Source organism: Tundrisphaera lichenicola (assembly GCF_051175385.1).
Lineage (GTDB): Bacteria > Planctomycetota > Planctomycetia > Isosphaerales > Isosphaeraceae > Tundrisphaera > Tundrisphaera lichenicola.
This window is the reverse complement of sequence record NZ_CP195106.1, coordinates 670286-689374: the sequence shown is the minus strand read 5'-3', so window position 1 is coordinate 689374 and position 19089 is coordinate 670286. Positions and strand designations below refer to the sequence as shown.

The following is a 19089-nucleotide window of genomic DNA, read 5'->3' as shown; positions in this document are numbered from 1 at the left end:
AAGAGATCTCCATGCCCCAGATGATCGACCTATGTCACAGGTTTGATCAACGCGCCGCCGCCTGGGCGTTGGCCTCGGGCTTGTAGCCGGGCGCGGCCAGGATGGTCCGGACGGGCTTGCCGTCCTCGGCGCTCCAGAGGCGGACCTCGCCATCCCAGCTTCCGGAGGCGATGGTCTTTGCGTCGGGGGAGAGGGCCAGGCTGTAGACCCAGTCATTGTGACCGTTGATGGTGAGCTTGGGGGCGAGGTCCACGAAGGTCCGGACGACCTTGTCGGCCCCGGTGGCCAGCAGGGTCTTGCCGTCCGGGGCGAAGAGCAGGCGGAAGACCGCCCCCCCGAAGCCTCCGACCACCTTGATCTGCTTGGCGTCCTCGTCGGGGTTCCAGGAGCGGATCTGGTTGTCGGCTCCGCCGGTGACGATCGACTTGCCGTCGGGGGCGAAGGCCACGCAGTAGACCGTGTCGGCGTGCCCGGGGAAGGTGGCGATCGACTCCTTCTTCTCCACGTCGAAGACCTTACTGGTCTTGTCGCGGCTGGCGGTGGCCAGTCGCTTGCCGTCGGGGCTCCAGGCGAGGTCGAAGATCCAGTCGGCGTGGTCCTCGATCAGGGCGAGTTCCTTGCCGGTGGCGACCTCCCAGACCCGGACCGCTCGGTCGGCACCGGCGGCGGCGAGCTTGGTCCCGTCGGGGCTGAAGGCCACGGCGAACGCGCTATCGGTGGTCTCCAGGAGATCCCGGACGAGCTTGGCGCCCCCTTCGGGCTCGGCGATCCAGAGCTGGACCGAGCCGAACTGGCCGGGGTCGCCGCTGGCGGTGGCCATCCACTTGCCATCGGGGCTGTAGGCGACGTCGTGGATCCGCTCGGCCGGGCCGCGGAGTCGGCGGGCGGGCGATCCGTCGGCGACCTTCCAGGTGGTGACCTCGTGGAATCCCGAGGTCAAGACCTCGGAGCCGTCCGGGCTGAAGGCCAGGGCGGTGATCGGGACGGTGGCCGGATAGGCCTCGGGGATCGAGACCGGCGTGGCCTTCCGGAGCGCGGCGGGCCAGTCCTCGGTCGGCTCGGCCCCGTCGTACTTCGCCCCTTCCTTGACCCAGCGCTCGATCAGGTCGAGCTTCTCCTTGGGGAGCGGGTCCTGCTTGTACGGCATCCGGGGCTCGCCGTCGGGGCGGCACAACTCGACGAAATAGCTGGCGTCGGGGTCGCCGGGGGCCAGGGTGATGTCCTTGCCCATCGCCCCGCCCTTGGCGAGCTGGGCGAAGGTGGTCATTACATACTTGCTTTCCGACTTCTTCAAGTTATGGCAGGCGATGCAGTTCTGGACCAGGATCGGGGCCACGTCCTTGAGGAAGCTCACCGGCGCGGGGTCGTCGGCCCGCGCATCGGGGTTCGCCACGAAGGAGGCCAGAAGGAGCGTCGCAAGTATCGGTCGAACGCGGTTCATCGCGGCGTGACTCCGGAGGGGGTCGATCACTGGGCGGGCAGGACCTTCACGGCCAGCGGCACGGTGGGGCTCGGGTAATCCTTCTTGGCGATCTGGAAGGCCATGGCGAGCTTGGCCTCGGCCGTGGTGGCGGCGGCGGTGGGCTCGGCCACGACCTTCAGGGTGAACTCGGACTGGTCGGGCGGGACGGTCACCGGCTCGGCCTTGAGCCCGGCAGGCAGGCCGTCCAGCTTGACCGTCACCGGCTCCTTGAAGACATCCTTGCGCGTGACCTTCCCCTTGACCTCGATCGTCTCGCCCGCCTTGACGTCGGCCGAGGGGGCGGCCAGCTCGACGACGGCGGGTCGGACCACTTCGAGGGTCACCGCCGGGACGTCCAGCGTCCTTTCCTTGCCGGCGATCGGCCCCTTGGCATTCAAGGCGATGATCGACGGGCCGAGCGGTGCCTCGGGGGCGGCGTTGATGGTCACGCCCGCCTGGTCGGCCTTGGCCGCGAGCGTCGACTCGGCCAGGGCGAAGCCGGCGGGGAGCGGGAGCGTGGCGAACTTGAGGGCCGCTTCCTCGGTCCCGGCCGATCGAGCCGCCTTGACCGGGATGCTCACGCCGTAGCCGTGGACGACCTCGATGGGCGTGTTCGGGGCGTCGAGCGTGATCGGGGTCGGCAGGCTGGTCGCGGCGGGCAAGCCCTCCTGGACGACGACCTTGGTGGGCAGGTTGGCCTGCTGGGCGAAGACGATCGGCTTGGACGCCCCGATCAGGATCGGGCCGCCGGGCCCCTGCCCCTCGCCGATCAGCTTCAACTGGGCCAGCTCGATCGATGCCTCGGGCGTCGCCGAGATCGTCAGGGCTCCTACGGCCTGTCCCGGGTTGATCCGGCCCGGCCGGACGGTCAGGCCGGGGGGCGGGTTGGCCAGGCTCACGGTGATCAGGCCGTCGTATCCTTGCCGGGTGACGATCACGCCGACGGCGACCGTGCCCCCTTTGGGGATGTTCACCTGATCTTCGAGCGACTCCAGCAGGAAGGCGGAAGGCTCGACGGGCTCGACGGTCAGCCGGTAGGGGTAGCCGGGGCCGCCCTCCCCTCGGAGGTCCACCAGGGCCAGGGTGATCTCGGTGATCCCGGCGGGCACGGTGAAGTTGACCGAGGGGTCGGGCGAGTTCACCGGGGTGGATTTCTTGTCGGCGGCCGCCGCCTTGACGCGGGCCGGGGTGGGGGTCGGGGTGTCGTCGGCGGTGGCCAGGACGGCCCCGTCTGGCCCGAGGATCTTCAGGACACCGTCGAGCGCCGAGCCCAACTCGGCGGCGTCGACCGCGATCCGGAGCTTCTGACCGGGCGCGACCACGACCTTGTAACGATCCTCATCCCCCTTCGACTCGATCCGACCGTTGAAGACCACCGGCGGGACGACCAGGATCGGGGGAGCGGCGGCATCGACCGGCTCGCGGATCTCGGGGTGGTGACCGACCGCCAGGGGGGGCATCGACTCGATGTCCAGGACCGGCTCGCCCGGCCCGATGACCCCGAGGGCCTGATTGGTCAGCCGGGGACGGAAGATCCCGGTGTCGGCGACCTCGGAGGGGTGCAGCGTGGTCGCCGCGACCCCGGGAGCGGGGAGCGTCCCGCCCTTCAGTTCCAGGCCGATCGTCTCGCCAAGCCGGCCGCCGAGCGGGAAGATCTCGTCGACCACCGGGATCGGGCCGACGAGGAGCCGGTAGACCGGTCGACCTCCCCCTTGATAGCTGGAGTCGGACAGCTCGATCACGTAGTCGCCGTCCTCGGGCAGCTCGACGCTCATCCGGGCGTCGGTCGCCAGGCCCGGTGTGTCGTCGGCCGAGGCCACATAAACACGCCCCGCCGTGGTCAGGCGGATCGAGGGGTCAACCCCCGACCCGATCCGGGCGCACTGGGCGTCGATGACGACCCGCTGCCCCTTCTTGCCCGCGAACTTGAAGAAGTCGACGTCATTGGCCGCCGCCTGCCCCTCGACCACCACCGGCGATGGGATCGCCTGGGCGGTCTCGAAGGTCCCGTTCTCCTCCGCCTCGGCCACCTGGGGGATCTGCCCGACGGCGAACAGGAAGGGGTTCGAGAGCCCATCGTCGGTCCGGACCCGAACGACGTAAACGCCCACCGGAGTACCGGCCGCCGGGGTGATCCGGGCCTTCCAGTTGGCCGCGTCGCCGCCGACGGCCGCGACCTCGGCGGAGAACGGGGCGATCAGCCGGGGGGTGCCCTCCAGGGCGGTCCCCGTGATGGTGACCTCGGTCGGCTCGCCCCGACGGACCCCGAACGGGGAAATCGCGGTAATCTTCGGCGAGTCGGCCAGGGCGGCGGCGGCAACCAGTCCGACCGCGACGGAGAGGGTGGCTAGCGGGCGAATCATGGGTGGGCGGACCTCCGGGCGGGGTCAAGGCGGGGCAAGGTGGCGGGACGTCGACGACCCTTCGAGAGGCGCGGCGGGACCGGCCCCATTCGATTAATGTTTAACGTCGCATGCCGGGAGGGGCCCTGTCAAGCATCGGGGCTCGGTCAGTAGAGCAGGTTCAACGCCACGCAAATCCCGTAGGCGGGCAGGAACCCCCACCGGACGAACCTCTGAATGGCCTTCGCCCGATCGAGCTTGCCGGCGACCACGGCCCGATGGATCAGCGTCACGGCGACGACCGAGATGGCGACGAAGCCGAACCCGATCAGCGCATGCTTGTCGATCAGCGTCAGATACGAGACCTTGGGCAGCGAGAAGTCGATGGCGAAGTTGAACGCCACCAGCGCGATCAGGGCGGCCATGCACGTGCTGATCTGGGGCTGGAGGCCCACCGGCTCGAACCAGAACGCCGCCCACGAGACGATCGCCAGCAAGGTCAGCGGCAGCATCACCCGCCAGAGGTAGAAGGTCGAGCGGCGACTCAGCTCCACCTTGTAGAAGAAGATCGAATACGTGTCCTGGCCGGGGACGTAGCGATGCAGGCTCACCCCCGAGGAAGCCTGGCCGATCTCCCAGTCGGTGACGAACGCCTCCTCCCCCACGATCGCCAGCTCGGGCTTGGCGACGAACCGGACTCGACTGACGTCCTCGGTCGACCCGATCCTCACGAAGACCTCCTGCCGATCGAACGGGAATCGCCGGAGATCCATCTGGGAGGAGAACTTGCCGGTGACCATCGCCCAGCTCGTGACCTGGCCGTTCGCGTCGACCTCCACGGTCGGCTCGCCATGGAACCGGGGCTGTTCCAAGGCGTTCTCGAAGAAGTAACTCGGCCGCCAGGCCTGACTCGCATCCAGCCTCCTGGGAAGCCCGCCCTTGAGATCCGACCCGGGGGGCAGGGCCAGGCGCGGATCACGCCAGCTCAGCTCCAGGTAGCCCGTGACGTCGAAGGACTCCTCCCGGGAAGTCACCCTCGCGAAGTCCAGCGCATAGAATCCGATCGCCACCTCCACCGGCCGGCCGTCGATCGAGGGGGGCAAGAGGTCCGGAGACTCGGCGGCCTCGACGGCTTGAGCCGCCAGGATTGCGAGGGGAAGTGCCAGATTCGCCAGGATCGAGCGCATCATCCGTTGGATATCTCTCGAGCTGGACCGATACGTCTTATTATTCGAGGCCGACGAACGATTCGATTATTGATCCTGCTTGGTTTCTTCGCGGGTCGATGGCTGAGCCGACTCGGCGGGTGCGGGGTGCATTCGCGCGATGGCAGAAGCATGGCCGACAAGTGAGGCCACGAAGTTGCGAAAGCTCAACTCCGGGTTGGGCTCCGTGCACTCCCCATCGAGCCCGCCCTCCTGGGGAGACAGCAGGAAGCACGCCGCATCGTAAAGTTCTTCGCGGACGAGCTTCGTCATCAGGATGTCGTAACGCTTCGCGTAGGATGCCGTCAGAAACTCGGGGAAGACTTTGAAGTGTGGTTGAACCGGCTTGACCGGCCTGGTTGATTTCGGCGAGTTTTCGAGCAGCATGAGATACCCCAGCCAAGGCCGGAGGGAAGGCTTGAAAGCGCCCTCACGATAGGCAGCCTTGATGTCGGCCGCGTTACCTAACGCCTCCTCGGTGCGATTATTGAAGTTGTTGCCGAACGACCCGACCTGAGTCTTGAACTCAATCGCGGCAACGAGCATCCCGTTGACGATCACGAGCAGATCCCAGTCTTTCTCAGCCCGGAACCACCCGGGAAGTTGCGTCTGAGTCAACCGAGGTCCGTCACTTTTCTTTCGCTTCGCTTTCTTCTTGTGGTCTGTCGCCTCGCCCTGATCGCTCTCGTCGTCCTCGCCACTCCTCGTCGAGCAATACACCATCGAGCTTTCGAGGCCCGCCTCGACCAGGAGGTCATGCATCAAGAGGACGAACCCATCCATTTGCTTGCCGCCCGTCACGGCGGATCGTCCCCCTCGATCCCTCGCCTCGTCGCCTTCACCGCCACCCCCCTGGGATGCGGCTTGCTTGCCGCGAACGCTCCAGAAGTGGCGGACGGCTCCTCTCAACCGCTCGTTGAGATCGTCGACTCGGCTCATCCCCAACCTCTCAGGATCGTGTGGCGTCGAAGCACTTCAACAACCCCGAGAGTGTACCGCGAGAGGATGAGCAATCTCAATGCAGGAGGTTACGCCTCAAAGACTTGCGGATCGATCCCGTAGATTTCCATCGCGACCTTGGACGCGAGGGCTCGGTCCTTCGCTCGAAACGCCCGAATCAGCGAATCGGCCTGTGGCTTCGCGATGTCGCGTGGATGAGGCACGCGAATCCGTCGAAGATATTGGGCCTGGAATCTGAGATATCCGCCTCGCATCCGAACGCCGTAGGCTTCGATGAAGAATTGCCCGACGACCGAAAGAAGTATCCCGCCGAGAATCTCCAGGTCCCACTCATCCGAGCAGACGAAGTAGAGATTGTGGTGGGGATAAGCCGCGCCGTCGTCGAGGACGGGATTGAAGACATTCTTGATGTCGGGGATGAGCAACTTCGGCTTCGATACGAGCGAGTGAGTCACCCGATCGATGGTGCGGAACCAGCCGTGAGGATTCTTCTTTGCCGTATGCCGTTTCCCAAGAACGTCTTTGTGCTTCCTGAAATACGTGTCCATGCGAGGAAATTGGGCGAGATCCACCAGACCCTTCGGCCCCCAAGGGTCGACGAGATAGTGGCCGGACCACTCGAATGCGCCGGTCAGGGTGTCCGACGCCATGGCAAGGGGGAGAAGCCTGGACGGCTCGACGAGGTTTTTATCTTTCGTGATAAACACCGCGTCGCAACCAGTCGCCACCCCGATCCCGACGCGAGTGTGCTCGCCGTCCTCAAGTGTGGGGAACTCTTGCTCAAGTCGCCTGAGAGTCGCCAGACGCTTCGGAGAGCTGCATGGCCAGGGGTCGGAACCATCGAACCATCGATCGACCACGGCCGAGCTGAGGGCCGGAGAGGGGGACTCGAGCTTCCGACCGTTTCCCTGGGAGTGAAAATAGGCGGCTAGCGCCTTGGTGTCCAGCGACGAGAGGGATGTGGTGGCTCTCGCGACGATGGCCTGACGCTGCGGCTCGCGGCGAATCACCGAGATCGCCGGGTAGGCACTGACGTCCGAGTCGAATGCCTCGGCATTGTGCATCTCGATGATCGTTTCGACGTTGAAACCGGACGTCACGAGCTGACGCAGATCGGCTCCATATTGATTCAACATCCAACGGTCGGCGCAAATATAAGCACAGACTCCGCCCTTCTTGAGCTGACGAAGAGCGGCCTCGAAAAATGCAACGTACAGATCGGCTCGGCCTCGCATGGTGGGAAAGGCCTCGCGATAGAGGGCGAGCCTGTCGTCGGGGATGTCCTCAAGTCGGATGTATGGCGGATTGCCGACGACGAAATCGGCCTCCGGGAGCCGAGGGGAATCGAAAAGATAATCTCCAATTTTAATCCAGTTCAGCGTGAGGACTGCGGCGACTTCGGGAGTCACGCCCTCTTGGAGCAGATCGTCAAGAAGCGCCACCCTGGCCACCTCCGCACTCCCTTCGTCGATCTCACACGCCATGAGGGAGGAGACGCAGTCGGCGAACGGACGGCCCTGCCTCTTGCACGATTCGAGCAATCGTCGAGCCATAGGTCGGAGGAAAGCCCCCTCTCCGGCTGCCGGCTCGATGGCGAAAGCATCGACCAGATTCGCTCCCGAACTGTAGCAGGCGAGGTCGAGGAGTAGCTCCACGACCCACGGCTTCGTATAAACGACGCCCCTTCGCTCCTTGGGGATCCAGGAACTCGGCTGGTTGAACGAGAACATCGACTGGAGCATTAAGCGACTTCCACAAGGATCGACGTCCTCGAAGGCCTCCGTCCAGCAACACATTCTATCGATCGCAACCCCATTTTCCAGATCAACTTGCGCCACTTATTAGCTTTGCTCGAATTCCTCGTTCTCTAGCGGGGGTTCGTATAAAACACCCCCGACATTGACATCCCTGATTGTGATAAAGCCGATCCGAAACGATGCCGCCGCTAGGCTTTGTCATTATCTCGATCAGAGGGGGGCGCGAGAGAATCGGTCACGATCGAGGGGCATGGCTCAACAAGCGGAGCCCGCCGAGCAGCATGGCCCAGAAGAAGATGCTTCCGGCGAGAAAACCCGGTTTGCTGGTCACCTCGGCCCACCAATCCAGGCCCTCCAGTCCCGGCTCGACCATGGTTGAGAATCCCCAAAATAGAACCAGGTTGTACGACGCGAAGAGGATCAGGAACAGCCCGAGACATCGCGCGAAGAAGGAATACCTCGGCCCGTTCCTGCTGCCCCGATAGTCGGGATCGCGCGAGTTGCTGAATCGCACGTTGGGATAGTCCACGGGTCGGCCCCTTAAAATCTCTCCGATGCTTCACCGAAGGCGGCGAAATGACGTCCACCTCACCCCGAGCGGAGCGGTGCCGTGCGGGGGAGATCCATGCCGGGATTTCCATCTTTCAGTGGTTTCACCCGCTTCATTGTCGTCAACTTGCGATCGAGAAACTCCTTGATCTCTTCGTGAACGGCGAGATTCGTGCGAATGATCAATGAGCGGCTCAGGCTAAAAAAGTGGATCCTCCCATGGCCGCCCGCCCCGGACCATTCTCCCGGCTGGACAGTGGAGGTGATCTCGTCGATCAGGGGTTGAGGATCGACGCGTTCGCGCCACCCCTCGGCGTAAAGTTCCGCGATGGGATAGTCGACTCTGATCCTCGTCCTGAGCTTCGACTGATAGATCTGATACTTCACCCACGCTCGGTAACCCGACAGCGCGATGGCGGCCAGAAAAATGAGGAAGAGCGTGGCCGACAAGGTCCGCAACCCACGGAATCTCCGGGGAATTCGTTCCCTGATCTGACGGTCCTCTGCCGGCATGAAACATCCTCCTTGATCTTTAAACGTCGCCCCGCTCTCCGAACATATCCAGCCGACGATCGAAGGCGTTCACATCCTAATCGGCGCGAGAAATCCCGAACAAGGAAATGAAGGCAACCGACCACAAACCATCCGATCGGGTCAGCGAAAAGATCGGGCTTCCTGGTGAACCGGCATCGGCCCTACAATGTCCAGACCGATCGCCCCCCCTTCCCCTCTCAGGCGGAGTCTCCTTGCCGTGGCGAACCCCTCATCGGACGTGGTCAAGGCCGTCTGCCCGCTCGACTGCCCGGATACCTGCTCGATGCGGGTGACGGTCCGGGATGGGGTCGCCGTCGACCTCCGGGGGGACTCCGACCACCCTTTCACCCGGGGATTCCTCTGCCAGAAGATGGCCCGGTATCTCGACCGGGTCTATAGTCCGGAACGCCTGAAGCATCCGCTCCGGAGGATTGGCCCCAAGGGCTCGGGGCAGTTCGAACGGATCACCTGGGATGAGGCCCTGACCGAGGTCGCCTCGAAGTTCGCCGAGATCGCCGAGTCTCCCGACGGCCCTCAATCCATCCTGCCCTACAGCTATTACGGGACGATGGGGAAGCTCCAGGCCAGCAGCCTCGACCGCCGGTTCTTCCACCGGCTGGGGGCCTCGATCCTGGACCGGACCATCTGCTCCTCGGCGGGAGGCGTCGGCTATGAATACACCCTGGGACGCGGCCGACAGGGGGCCGACCCGATGGCCGTTCCCGGCTGCAAGCTGATCCTGAATTGGGGTTCGAACACCGCGCACACCAACAGCCACCTCTGGAGCCTGATGATCCGGGCGAGGAAGGCCGGGGCGACCCTGGTGACCATCGACCCCTACCGGAGCCCGACCGCCGCCCGGTCCGACTGGCACATCCAGCCCAGGCCCGGGACCGACGCCGCGCTCGCGCTCGGCCTGATGCACGTCCTCTGGCGCGACGGCCTGACCGACGACGACTACCTCCGGAAGGGGACCATCGGGGCCGAACAGCTCCGAGTCCGGGCGCTGGAGGACTATCCCGTCGAGCGGGTGTCCGAGATCACCGGCGTGGACGCCTCGGTGATCGAGGAACTGGCCCGTCGCTACGCCTCCGAACGGCCCTCGTTGATCCGAGTTAACTATGGCCTCCAACGCCACAAAGGCGGGGGGATGGCTGTCCGGACCATCACCTGCCTGCCCGCCCTGGTGGGAGCCTGGCGCGACCACGGCGGAGGGGCCTTGCTCTCCACCAGCGGGACCTACGAGTTCGCGATGGATCGCCTGACCCGACCCGACCTCGCCCCGAAAGGGACCCGCGTCGTCAACATGAACCACCTGGCCGAGGCCCTGGCCGGAGAATTGCCCGGTCCCCCCGTCCGCGCCCTGTACGTCTACAACTGCAATCCGGCGGCCATCGCCCCCGACCAGCGAAAGGTGATCGAGGGACTTCAACGCGAGGATCTGTTCACCGTCGTCCACGAGCAGTTCCCGACCGACACGGTGGATTACGCGGACATCGTCCTGCCCGCGACCACGCAACTGGAACATCTCGACGTCCACGGCTCGTACGGCCACCACTTCGTGATGCTGAACACCCCGGCGATCGCGCCGGTCGGCGAGGCCCGGTCCAACAACGACGTCTTCCGAGCCCTGGCCGGTCGACTCCACTTCGAGCCCGAACTATTCCCCGACGACGAGTCCCTGATCCGCGAGGCCCTCGACGGAGGCCCGAGCATCCGGGCGATCACCCTGGAACGACTCCGCGACGAGCCCTCGATCCGCCTGGACCTGCCCGAGCGCTACGCCCCTTTCGCCGAGGGCCACTTCCCGACCCCATCCGGCAAGTGCGAGCTGTACTCCGAGAGCATGAAGCTCGCCGGCCTCGACCCGCTGCCAACCTACATCCCGCCCCGGGAAGACCCCCAGACCCGCCCCGAACTGGCGGGCTCGTACCCGCTCCAGCTCCTGAGCCCGCCCCGACCACAGTTCCTCAACTCGACCTTCGCCAACTCCCCCTCGCACCAGGCCGCCGCGGGCGACCCGACCGTCGAGCTATCCGCCGAGGATGCCCGAGCCCGGGGCCTGGTCGAAGGCCAGTGGGCCGAGGTCCACAACGCCCGAGGGTCCTTCCGGGCCCGGGTCGCCCTGACCGGGTCCGTCCGACCCGGGGTGGCGGTGGCCACCGGGCTCTACTGGAACAAGCTCGTCCCCGGCGGGGGCAACGCCAACAGCACCACCTCCACCGCCCTCACCGACATGGGAGGAGGGGCCACCTTCTTCGACAACCTGGTCGAAGTCCGGGCCTCCGGGGAGGTGGGTTGATCCTGCTTCGCGACAGGATCGAGACGCTCACGAGCCATCGAATGCAAAGCGAGCCGCCCAAGGAGTCCCGGACCATGTCCCTGATGACCCGCTCGAACCCCGACACGGCCGCCTCCGAGGCCTCACGGATGACCGTCACCCTCTACACGCGGCCCCAATGCTGCTGCTGCCAGTCGGCCCGCGAGGTCCTCCTCGAATATCAGGATGTTTACGGATATCATTTCGAAGAAATGGATGCCTCCGACCCGGCCCTGATCGATCGGATCGGCCCGACGGTCCCGGTGATCGCGGTGGATGGCAAGGTCCGGTTCCGGGGCGAGGTCAATCGGGTCCTCTTCGAGCGACTCCTCGCCTCGAGGCAGGCGGGTTGACCGACGAAGGCATGCCCATCCCATCGGATATCGAATCGAGGCGGGACCGGCTCGCCGTGTTCAACGCCCGACTCCGGGGCTGCCGGAGATGCCACGAGGCGGGCTTCCTGGACGCCCCGGAGTCGATCCCGGTCGCCTTCGACGCCGAGCCCGACGCCCCGGTCCCGAAGATCCTCCTGATCGGCCAGGCGCCGGGCATCCGAGGGCCGAGGATCGCCCGGCCGTTCGACGGGCCGTCCGGCGAGAAGCTCCGGTCCTGGTTCGAGGCCGGGGGGATCCCTCGCGAGGATTTCTGGCGGAAGATCCACTTCGGGGCGGTCACGCGATGCTACCCCGGTCGACTCCCCGGGGCTCGCGGCGACCGGCTCCCCACGCCCGCCGAGCGGGCCCTCTGCCGGGCCTGGCTCGATGAGTTGGTCACCCTGATCGAGCCCGAGATCATCCTCCTGCTCGGACTCCTGGCGATCCGGACCGCGCTCGGGCCGGTCCCCTCGCTCTCGTCCGTCGTCGGGACCGCCCGGATCATCGGAGGCGTCCGCTACCTCCCCCTGCCCCACCCCTCCGGCGTCAGCCGATGGCACAACGACCCGGCCAACACCGAGGCCGTCGGCCGGGCGATGCTCCATCTTCGCGAATGGGTGCACGACTTGAATCTTTGAACCGGGAGAAATTGGACCGCTTTCGGACTAATGCCAACTAATTCGATCAAGATTGTCGATAACTCTCTTGACCGACCCGCGAGGTCGAGGAATAATGTGTTCTGTCCGGTCCAACAAGGCGGTTGTTCGCCTTGATGGCCCCCGATCTGGAAGCCCATGCTCAGACATGGCGAGGTGACCATGGCAGGCGAGGCAACTTCCCACGACGACGACGGCCGGGCCGCACTGAGGCCCTCGGATCGCGACGTCGAGCTGGAGCGGATCCGCAATTCCGTCCGGGGCATCCGGTTCGGAGAGGTCCGCCTGATCATCCAGGACGGCTTGATCGTCCAGATCGAACGGGTCGAGAAGCAGCGCCTTCGCTGAGGCCAACACCCGCCACCCAATCACGCCGACTCGACCACGAGAGGCCCCTACACTCCACACGATCCCGAGGCCGACCGGAGGAACCGGAGGCGACGGATCACTGTCGGAGCCTCGCATGTTCCTTCGTTTTCGCGACGGGCGGCCTTCGCCGTCGACCGACTCGCCCGCGCCCGGCCGCGGTTTCACCCTCATCGAGCTGCTGGTGGTGATCGCGATCATCGCCGTGCTGATCGCCCTGCTACTGCCGGCGGTCCAGGCGGCCCGCGAGGCCGCCCGGCGGATCCAGTGCGTCAACAACCTGAAGCAGATCGGCCTGGCCCTCCATAATTACCACCAGACCAACGAATGCTTCCCCCCGGGTGCCCTGGCGTTGTTCCTCAACGGGAACACGGGCTCGGACACCTTCTACAACAACCGAGGGCCCAGCGCCCACGCCCGGATGCTCAACTATCTGGAGCAGGCGCCCCTGTTCGACTCGCTGAATTTCTCGGTGGCGATCTTCAACGAGTCGGTCGGGATCTCGATGAACACGACGGTGACGACCACCACGATCAACACCTTCGTCTGCCCGTCGAGCCCCGGGGCGCACTGGAACTTCCAGGGGGCGACGGCCCCGCTGAACGACTACAAGTCGACCGGGAATAGCTACTTCGCCTCGTTCGGCTCGTCGATCGAGTTCGCGGCCCAGCAGACCGGCGGCCCTCCCAATGGCCCGTTCCCCTACATCGGGACCCGGGGGACCAGCACCGCGATCCGCGACGTGACCGATGGGACGAGCAACACCATCGGCTTCGGCGAGTGGAAGATCGGCAGCGGCTCCAACAGCACCCGCTCGATCCAGGACGTCATCTTCACCGGCACTTATCCGGCGGGCACCAGGCGGAACAACGGCACGCTGACCATGCCAAATCCGGCCCTCGTGGCGAGCTTCCCGGCCTGGCTCGAATCCTGCGCGACGCTCTGGCGGGCGGGCGAGGGACGCCAGCCCAAGTCGCCGACCCTGGGCGAATCCTGGGCATTCGGGCTGGTGGGCTACTCGCAGGGGAACCTCCTGCTCCCCCCCAACGCGAAGTACCCGAACTGCAACGCGGCCTCCAGCGGCATCCAGAACCCCGGGGTCTTCGGGCTGAGCAGCTACCACCCGGGCGGGGCCAACGTCGTGATGCTCGACGGATCGGTCCGGTTCCTCAAGGACACCATCAGCAACCCGACGATCTGGGCGCTCGGCTCGACCCGACAGGGCGAGGTCATCTCGGCCGACGCCTACTGAAGCCCGCCCCACCCCCGAGGGATGGCCCGACGACCGCGCGAGGTCGGGGCGGGCCTCCCCCGGGGCCTCCCCAAGATACCCCGAGGCCCGCTCCCCCGGCCGATCCGCCGGGTCGCCCAGCCAGGACACAAAATCATGTTTAGATGTTTCCGCCCGATCGCACCGCTGGCCCTCGCGATCCTCTCGGCCTCCTCGGCCGCGGGCTCGCCCGGCCAGCCCGAGCCGCCCGACGACCCGTCGGCCGTCGAATTCTTCGAGAAGAAGGTCCGGCCGCTCCTGGTCGAGAACTGCTACAACTGCCATTCCGCCAACACCAACGCCAAGGGGGATCTCCGCGTCGACGACCGGAACGGCCTCCTCCAGGGGGGCAGCTCCGGCCCGGCGGTCGTCCCCGGCAAGCCCGCCGAGAGCCTCCTGATCCAGGCCGTGCTCCACGCCGGCGGCGTCCCCAAGATGCCTCCCAAGAAGAAGCTGACCGAGGATCAGGTTGCCGACCTGACCCGATGGATCGAGGGAGGGGCCGCCTGGCCCTCTGAGGGCGAAGTTGCCTCGACCGGCAAATCGAACGAGAAGTACGAGAAACTCCGTCGCGAGCACTGGGCCTGGCAGCCGCTCGCCGACCCGACCGCTCCCCAGATCGTCGACGGATCCTGGCCGCTCGGCGAGGTCGACCACTTCATCCTGGCCGGGCTCGAAGCCACGGGCCTCAAGCCCGCGCCGGACGCCGACCGCCGGGCCCTCGCCCGACGGGTGACCTTCGACCTGACGGGGCTCCCGCCGACTCCGGAGGAAGTCCGAGGGTTCGAGGAGGACCGGTCGGCCGAAGCCTTCGAGAGGCTGGTCGACCGCCTGCTCGCCTCGCCCGCCTTCGGGGAGCGGTGGGGCCGCCACTGGCTCGACGTGGCCCGATTCGGCGAGTCGACCGGCTCTTCGAGGAACGTCCCCTATCCCCACGCCTGGCGGTATCGCGACTACGTGATCGACGCCTTCAACGCCGACAAGCCCTATGACCAGTTCCTCCGCGAGCAGGTGGCCGGCGACCTCCTCCCGGCCGATTCCGACCGCGAGCGCGAGGAGCATCAGGTGGCCACCGGCTTCCTCGCCCTCGGCGTGAAGGACGTCAATCAGCGGTTCAAGGTCCGGTTCGTGATGGACAACGTCGACGAGCAGATCGACACCGTGAGCCGGTCGGCCCTGGCCCTGACCGCCAGTTGCGCCCGGTGCCACGACCACAAGTTCGACCCGATCCCCACGGCCGACTACTACGCCCTGGCCGGGATCTTCCGCTCGACCGATCTCTGCGCCGGGGTCCGCAACAAGATGGGCGGCGGCGGGCTGGACTACTACGACACCCAGATGCTGATCCGCCTGGGGGCCAAGCCCGACGCCCCGGCCGACCCCGAGATCGACCGCAAGATCGCCGAGGCGACCAAGGCTTTCGAGGCCGCACGCAAGGAGTTCCGCGAGATCCAGGGTACGCCCGAGGGGCTGGCCCTCGACGACAAGGGGCGGCCCAGGCAGCGTGCCTTCCGCCTCAGGATGAACAAGGCCCAGGCCGATCTGGCCGCGCTGACCGACCCGACGGCCAACGGCGGCAAGCTGGCCCTCGGGGTCCGCGACGCCAAGGAGGTGGCCGACACCGAGATCCGCCTCCGGGGCGAGGCCGAGAAGCTCGGCCCGGTCGTCCCTCGGGGCTTCCTCTCCGTCGTCCCGGTCCCCGACGCCCCGAAGATCAATCCGTCCCAGAGCGGCCGGCTGGAGCTGGCCCGATGGCTGACCAGTCCGGGGAACCCGCTGACCCCCCGGGTGATGGTCAACCGGGTCTGGCAGCATCTCTTCGGCGAGGGCCTGGTCCGGACCGTCGACAACTTCGGCGTGACGGGCGACACCCCCTCGCACCCCGAACTGCTGGACCACCTGGCAACCCGGTTCGTCCGAGACGGCTGGTCGGTCAAGCGACTCGTCCGGCTCCTGGTCCTGAGCCGGTCGTACCGCCTGGGATCGGCGGCGACCGTGGCGAATCTCGAAGTCGACCCCGCCAACCGGCTGATCTGGAGGCACGCCCCGAGGCGGCTCGACGCCGAGGAGATCCGCGACGCCACCCTCCTGGCCGCCGGGGCCCTCGACCCGGCGAGGCCCGAGGCCTCGCCCGCGAAGGACCTGAAGGTGATCGAATTGCCCAATAACGGCGAACTGGCCCAGGGGATCAAGGACCAGGCGCGGGCCAGCCGGCACCGGAGCATCTACCTGCCATTGCTCCGAGGGCTGACGCCGACCTCCCTGGAGGTCTTCGACTTCGCGGAGCAAGGCATGGTCACCGGCCGTCGAGACGCCACCACCGTCGCCCCCCAGGCGCTCTATCTCCTGAACGACCCGTTCGTCCGGAGGCACGCGCTGGACCTGGCCGACCGCCTCCTGGCCGACGAAGCCCTGGACGACGACTCGCGGGCGGACCTGGCCTACCGGATCACGCTCGGTCGTCCGGCGTCGGCGGCGGAACTCGACCGGGCCCGGGGTTATCTCTCGGAGTACCAGTCGGCCTGGCAAGAAGTGGCCCCGTCGTCGAGCCCGGCTCCCGGGAGCGATCCGGTCGAGGTGATCGCCAAGGCCGAAGGAGACTCGAATTCCGCCGAGGAATCGTCGAAGCCCGCCCCGGCCAAGCCCGCCCCCCCGGTGAACCCCGACGAGATCATCACGGCCGACGCGCCGGCCAAGGAAGAGATCATCCGATCGGCCTCGCCGAAGGCCGCCGCCTGGGCCAGCCTGGTCCAGGCGCTTTTCGGCTCGGCGGAGTTCCGCTACCTCCCGTGATCGGGATTCGAAGATCGTTCCCGGGGTCCGCCCGCTCCACGGAGGGGGCGGGCGTCGACCCCGGATCACACCGCCTACCAACCCACGCAAACCGGAGATGATCTCATGTCGGATTCACCATATTTCCCGGGCCGGATCTCGCGGCGACAGGCCCTGAGGGGCGCCGGGATCGGCTTCGGCCACCTGGCCCTGGCCGGGCTCCTGGGGCAGACGGGCCGGAGGTCGTTCGGGTCGGACGCTCCCGGTCCCGGGCCGCTGGCCCCGAAGGCCCCGCACTTCCCCAGCAAGGCCAAACGGATCATCTTCCTGTTCATGCAGGGCGCGACCTCCCAGATGGACACCTGGGAGTACAAACCGAAGCTCCAGGAGGACGACGGCAAGGTCGGGCCGGGGGGCGGGACCCTGACCGGATCGAAGTTCAAATTCGCCCAGCACGGCGAGACGGGGACCTGGGTCTCGGAGCTCTATCCCCACACGGCGAAGCATGTCGACAAGTTCTGCTTCCTGAGGGGTCTCCACACCGACACCCCGGCCCACCCGCAGGCCGTGATCCAGCTACACACCGGCACGGCCCTGGCCTCGCTGACCCGGCCTTCGATGGGTTCGTGGCTGCTCTACGGCCTGGGGACCGAGAACCAGGACCTCCCCGGTTACGTCACGATCAATCCCCCGCCCAACTTCGGCGGGGCGGTGAACTACGGGAGCGCCTTCCTCCCGGCCCACTTCCAGGGGACCCGGATCAACGACATCGGCTACGTCCCCAACCTCAAGGCCCAGTCCGCCGGGCGGCTCCAGCGAAAGCAGCTCGATCTGGTCCAGGCGATGAATCGCGACCTCGGCGCAAGCCCGAGTGCCCCGGACCAGCTCGACGGCGTGATCCAGTCGTATGAATTGGCCTTCAAGATGCAGGGCAAGGTCCCCGAATTGCTGGACATCGCCAAGGAACCGCAGTCGGTCCTCGACGAGTACGGGGTGCAGGACGGTCCCGGCGGGAGCTTCGCGCGTCAGTGCCTGATGGCCCGCCGCCTGAGCGAGTCCGGAGTCCGGTTCGTCGAAGTCTGCCACCCCGGATGGGACCAGCACAACAACCTCCACCAAGGCCTGATCCGCAACTCGAAGGCCACCGACCAGGCCACCGCCGCCTTGCTGACCGACCTGGAACGCCGGGGGCTCCTGGACGAGACCCTGGTCCTCTTCGGCAGCGAGTTCGGACGCCTGCCGACCGCCCAGGGGGCCGACGGCCGGGATCACAACATCACCGGCTACCCGATGTGGCTGGCCGGGGCGGGGGTCAAGGCGGGGTACTCCCACGGGGCGACCGACGAGTACGGGCTGAACGCCGTCGAAGGCCGGATGCACACGACCGACCTCCACGCCACGATCCTGGCCCTGCTCGGCCTGGACCACGAGAGGCTGACCTATCGCTACGCCGGTCGCGATTTCCGGCTCACCGACGTGGCCGGGAACGTCGCCCGCGAGGTCTTCGCCTGATCGGGCCGCTCGAGAATGTCCCATCCTGGGCCGCTCGCGGGTTGATCGGGGGTCGGGGATCGGCTGGAATGGTCGGGCGATCCGATCCGGGGGTTGCGAGCCCCCGGAGCCCTCCACTCCTCCCGGCGATCATCGTCATGACCACCGAACCGAAACCCGCCGCGCCCCCGCTCGGCCCCGCGTTGATGGCCGAATTCCTCGGCACGGCCTTGCTGATCACCATCGGCGAGGGCGTCGTCGCCGCGGTCGTCCTGATGGGGAAAGGCCCCGACCGGATGGCCATCACCACGGCCTGGGGGCTGGCCGTCGCCCTGGCGGTCTTCGTCAGCGGTCGGCTCAGCGGGGGGCATGTCAACCCGGCCGTCACGCTGGCCCTGGCCGCCCGGGGGGAGTTCCCCATCGGTCGAATCCTGCCCTACTGGGGGGCCCAGCTCGCCGGGGCCTTCGTCGGGGCGATCCTGGTCTATGTCGACTATGGCGAGGCGTTCCGCGTGTTCGAGGCGACCGAGGGGATCGCCCGAGGGGCGATGGTCGATGGCAAGCTGGCCGGCCCCGGGGCCGGGGGCGCGGGGGTCTTCGGGACCTACCCGGAGTTCGATGTGGCCTGGCGGAACCTCTTCAGCGAAATCCTCGGTACGGCCGTCCTCCTGATGGGGGTCCGGACCCTGACCGACCGCAAGAACGCCGCCCCCGGGGGCTATGTGGAGCCGCTGGCGCTGGGGGCCCTGGTCTGGGCCATCGGGCTCTCGCTGGGAGCCCTGACCGGCTACGCGATCAACCCGGCCCGCGACCTCGGCCCTCGGATCGCCTCGGCCTTTCTGGGATGGGGCCCATCGGTCTTCCAGTCGCACGGGTATTACTTCTGGATCCCGATCGTCGGACCTCTCCTGGGCGGCCTGATCGGCACCTACATCTACGACTTCGCCATCCACCGATTCTTGCCGCCCAAGGACCAGCCCAGCCCGCCCGGAGAGCTTTCGCCCTGAACCCTGGACGTGGATTTCACTCGT

The 19089-nt window shown here is 66.8% G+C and carries 15 protein-coding genes; 8 read left to right on the top strand and 7 right to left on the bottom strand.

The window, feature by feature from the left end; translation table 11 throughout:
- Positions 1 to 46: 46 nt before the first annotated feature.
- From P12x_RS02645 to P12x_RS02615, 7 genes are all read right to left on the bottom strand, one after another.
- Positions 47 to 1441 carry a c-type cytochrome domain-containing protein gene (locus tag P12x_RS02645; RefSeq protein WP_435009277.1) on the bottom strand — a complete coding sequence of 465 codons (1395 nt, stop codon included), beginning with the start codon at positions 1439 to 1441 and terminating at the stop codon, positions 47 to 49.
- 26 nt (positions 1442 to 1467) lie between these two features.
- Positions 1468 to 3825: a PPC domain-containing protein gene (locus tag P12x_RS02640; protein ID WP_435009276.1), complete on the bottom strand. Its 2358-nt coding sequence runs from the start codon at positions 3823 to 3825 to the stop codon at positions 1468 to 1470.
- Positions 3826 to 3971: 146 nt separating this feature from the next.
- The gene (locus P12x_RS02635; RefSeq protein WP_435009275.1) at positions 3972 to 4994 is read right to left on the bottom strand and encodes a hypothetical protein; all 1023 of its coding nucleotides are present in this window, start codon (positions 4992 to 4994) and stop codon (positions 3972 to 3974) included.
- A 63-nt stretch (positions 4995 to 5057) separates the two neighbouring features.
- Positions 5058 to 5948, bottom strand: coding sequence for a PaeR7I family type II restriction endonuclease (locus P12x_RS02630; protein WP_435009274.1), 891 nt, complete (start codon positions 5946 to 5948; stop codon positions 5058 to 5060).
- An 89-nt stretch (positions 5949 to 6037) separates the two neighbouring features.
- Complete coding sequence (locus tag P12x_RS02625) at positions 6038 to 7711, bottom strand: Eco57I restriction-modification methylase domain-containing protein (protein ID WP_435009273.1); 1674 nt, start codon at positions 7709 to 7711, stop codon at positions 6038 to 6040.
- 250 nt (positions 7712 to 7961) lie between these two features.
- Complete coding sequence (locus P12x_RS02620) at positions 7962 to 8240, bottom strand: hypothetical protein (protein WP_435009272.1); 279 nt, start codon at positions 8238 to 8240, stop codon at positions 7962 to 7964.
- Positions 8241 to 8314: 74 nt separating this feature from the next.
- Positions 8315 to 8725, bottom strand: a complete 411-nt coding sequence (locus tag P12x_RS02615; RefSeq protein ID WP_435009271.1) for a hypothetical protein — start codon at positions 8723 to 8725, stop codon at positions 8315 to 8317.
- A 250-nt stretch (positions 8726 to 8975) separates the two neighbouring features.
- On the opposite strand from P12x_RS02615, the gene P12x_RS02610 reads away from it, so the two are divergent.
- From P12x_RS02610 to P12x_RS02575, 8 genes are all read left to right on the top strand, one after another.
- Complete coding sequence (locus P12x_RS02610) at positions 8976 to 11111, top strand: molybdopterin-containing oxidoreductase family protein (RefSeq protein WP_435009270.1); 2136 nt, start codon at positions 8976 to 8978, stop codon at positions 11109 to 11111.
- A 41-nt stretch (positions 11112 to 11152) separates the two neighbouring features.
- Positions 11153 to 11482 (top strand): glutaredoxin family protein, encoded by a 330-nt coding sequence (locus P12x_RS02605; protein WP_435009269.1) that lies wholly within the window; start codon positions 11153 to 11155, stop codon positions 11480 to 11482.
- Complete coding sequence (locus P12x_RS02600) at positions 11479 to 12141, top strand: uracil-DNA glycosylase family protein (RefSeq protein WP_435009268.1); 663 nt, start codon at positions 11479 to 11481, stop codon at positions 12139 to 12141. The genes P12x_RS02605 and P12x_RS02600 overlap by 4 nt, the downstream gene beginning before the upstream one ends.
- A 180-nt stretch (positions 12142 to 12321) precedes the next feature.
- Positions 12322 to 12507 carry a YezD family protein gene (locus P12x_RS02595; RefSeq protein WP_435009267.1) on the top strand — a complete coding sequence of 62 codons (186 nt, stop codon included), beginning with the start codon at positions 12322 to 12324 and terminating at the stop codon, positions 12505 to 12507.
- Between the two features lie 115 nt (positions 12508 to 12622).
- Positions 12623 to 13777 carry a DUF1559 domain-containing protein gene (locus P12x_RS02590; protein ID WP_435009266.1) on the top strand — a complete coding sequence of 385 codons (1155 nt, stop codon included), beginning with the start codon at positions 12623 to 12625 and terminating at the stop codon, positions 13775 to 13777.
- Between the two features lie 21 nt (positions 13778 to 13798).
- On the top strand, positions 13799 to 16588 hold the full coding sequence (locus P12x_RS02585; RefSeq protein WP_435009265.1) for a PSD1 and planctomycete cytochrome C domain-containing protein: 2790 nt from the start codon (positions 13799 to 13801) through the stop codon (positions 16586 to 16588).
- A 105-nt stretch (positions 16589 to 16693) separates the two neighbouring features.
- Positions 16694 to 18079, top strand: a complete 1386-nt coding sequence (locus P12x_RS02580) for a DUF1501 domain-containing protein (protein WP_435009264.1) — start codon at positions 16694 to 16696, stop codon at positions 18077 to 18079.
- A gap of 137 nt (positions 18080 to 18216) precedes the next feature.
- Positions 18217 to 19065: an MIP/aquaporin family protein gene (locus P12x_RS02575; protein ID WP_435009263.1), complete on the top strand. Its 849-nt coding sequence runs from the start codon at positions 18217 to 18219 to the stop codon at positions 19063 to 19065.
- Positions 19066 to 19089: the final 24 nt, after the last annotated feature.

Coding starts and splice junctions, on each gene's coding strand:
- P12x_RS02625 (WP_435009273.1), bottom strand. CDS start 7,711: ATGCTCCAGTCGATGTTCTCGTTCAACCAGCCGAGTTCCTGGATCCCC.
- P12x_RS02580 (WP_435009264.1), top strand. CDS start 16,694: ATGTCGGATTCACCATATTTCCCGGGCCGGATCTCGCGGCGACAGGCC.
- P12x_RS02635 (WP_435009275.1), bottom strand. CDS start 4,994: ATGATGCGCTCGATCCTGGCGAATCTGGCACTTCCCCTCGCAATCCTG.
- P12x_RS02645 (WP_435009277.1), bottom strand. CDS start 1,441: ATGAACCGCGTTCGACCGATACTTGCGACGCTCCTTCTGGCCTCCTTC.
- P12x_RS02595 (WP_435009267.1), top strand. CDS start 12,322: ATGGCAGGCGAGGCAACTTCCCACGACGACGACGGCCGGGCCGCACTG.
- P12x_RS02605 (WP_435009269.1), top strand. CDS start 11,153: ATGCAAAGCGAGCCGCCCAAGGAGTCCCGGACCATGTCCCTGATGACC.
- P12x_RS02640 (WP_435009276.1), bottom strand. CDS start 3,825: ATGATTCGCCCGCTAGCCACCCTCTCCGTCGCGGTCGGACTGGTTGCC.
- P12x_RS02575 (WP_435009263.1), top strand. CDS start 18,217: ATGACCACCGAACCGAAACCCGCCGCGCCCCCGCTCGGCCCCGCGTTG.
- P12x_RS02585 (WP_435009265.1), top strand. CDS start 13,799: ATGGCCCGACGACCGCGCGAGGTCGGGGCGGGCCTCCCCCGGGGCCTC.
- P12x_RS02610 (WP_435009270.1), top strand. CDS start 8,976: ATGTCCAGACCGATCGCCCCCCCTTCCCCTCTCAGGCGGAGTCTCCTT.
- P12x_RS02590 (WP_435009266.1), top strand. CDS start 12,623: ATGTTCCTTCGTTTTCGCGACGGGCGGCCTTCGCCGTCGACCGACTCG.
- P12x_RS02630 (WP_435009274.1), bottom strand. CDS start 5,948: ATGAGCCGAGTCGACGATCTCAACGAGCGGTTGAGAGGAGCCGTCCGC.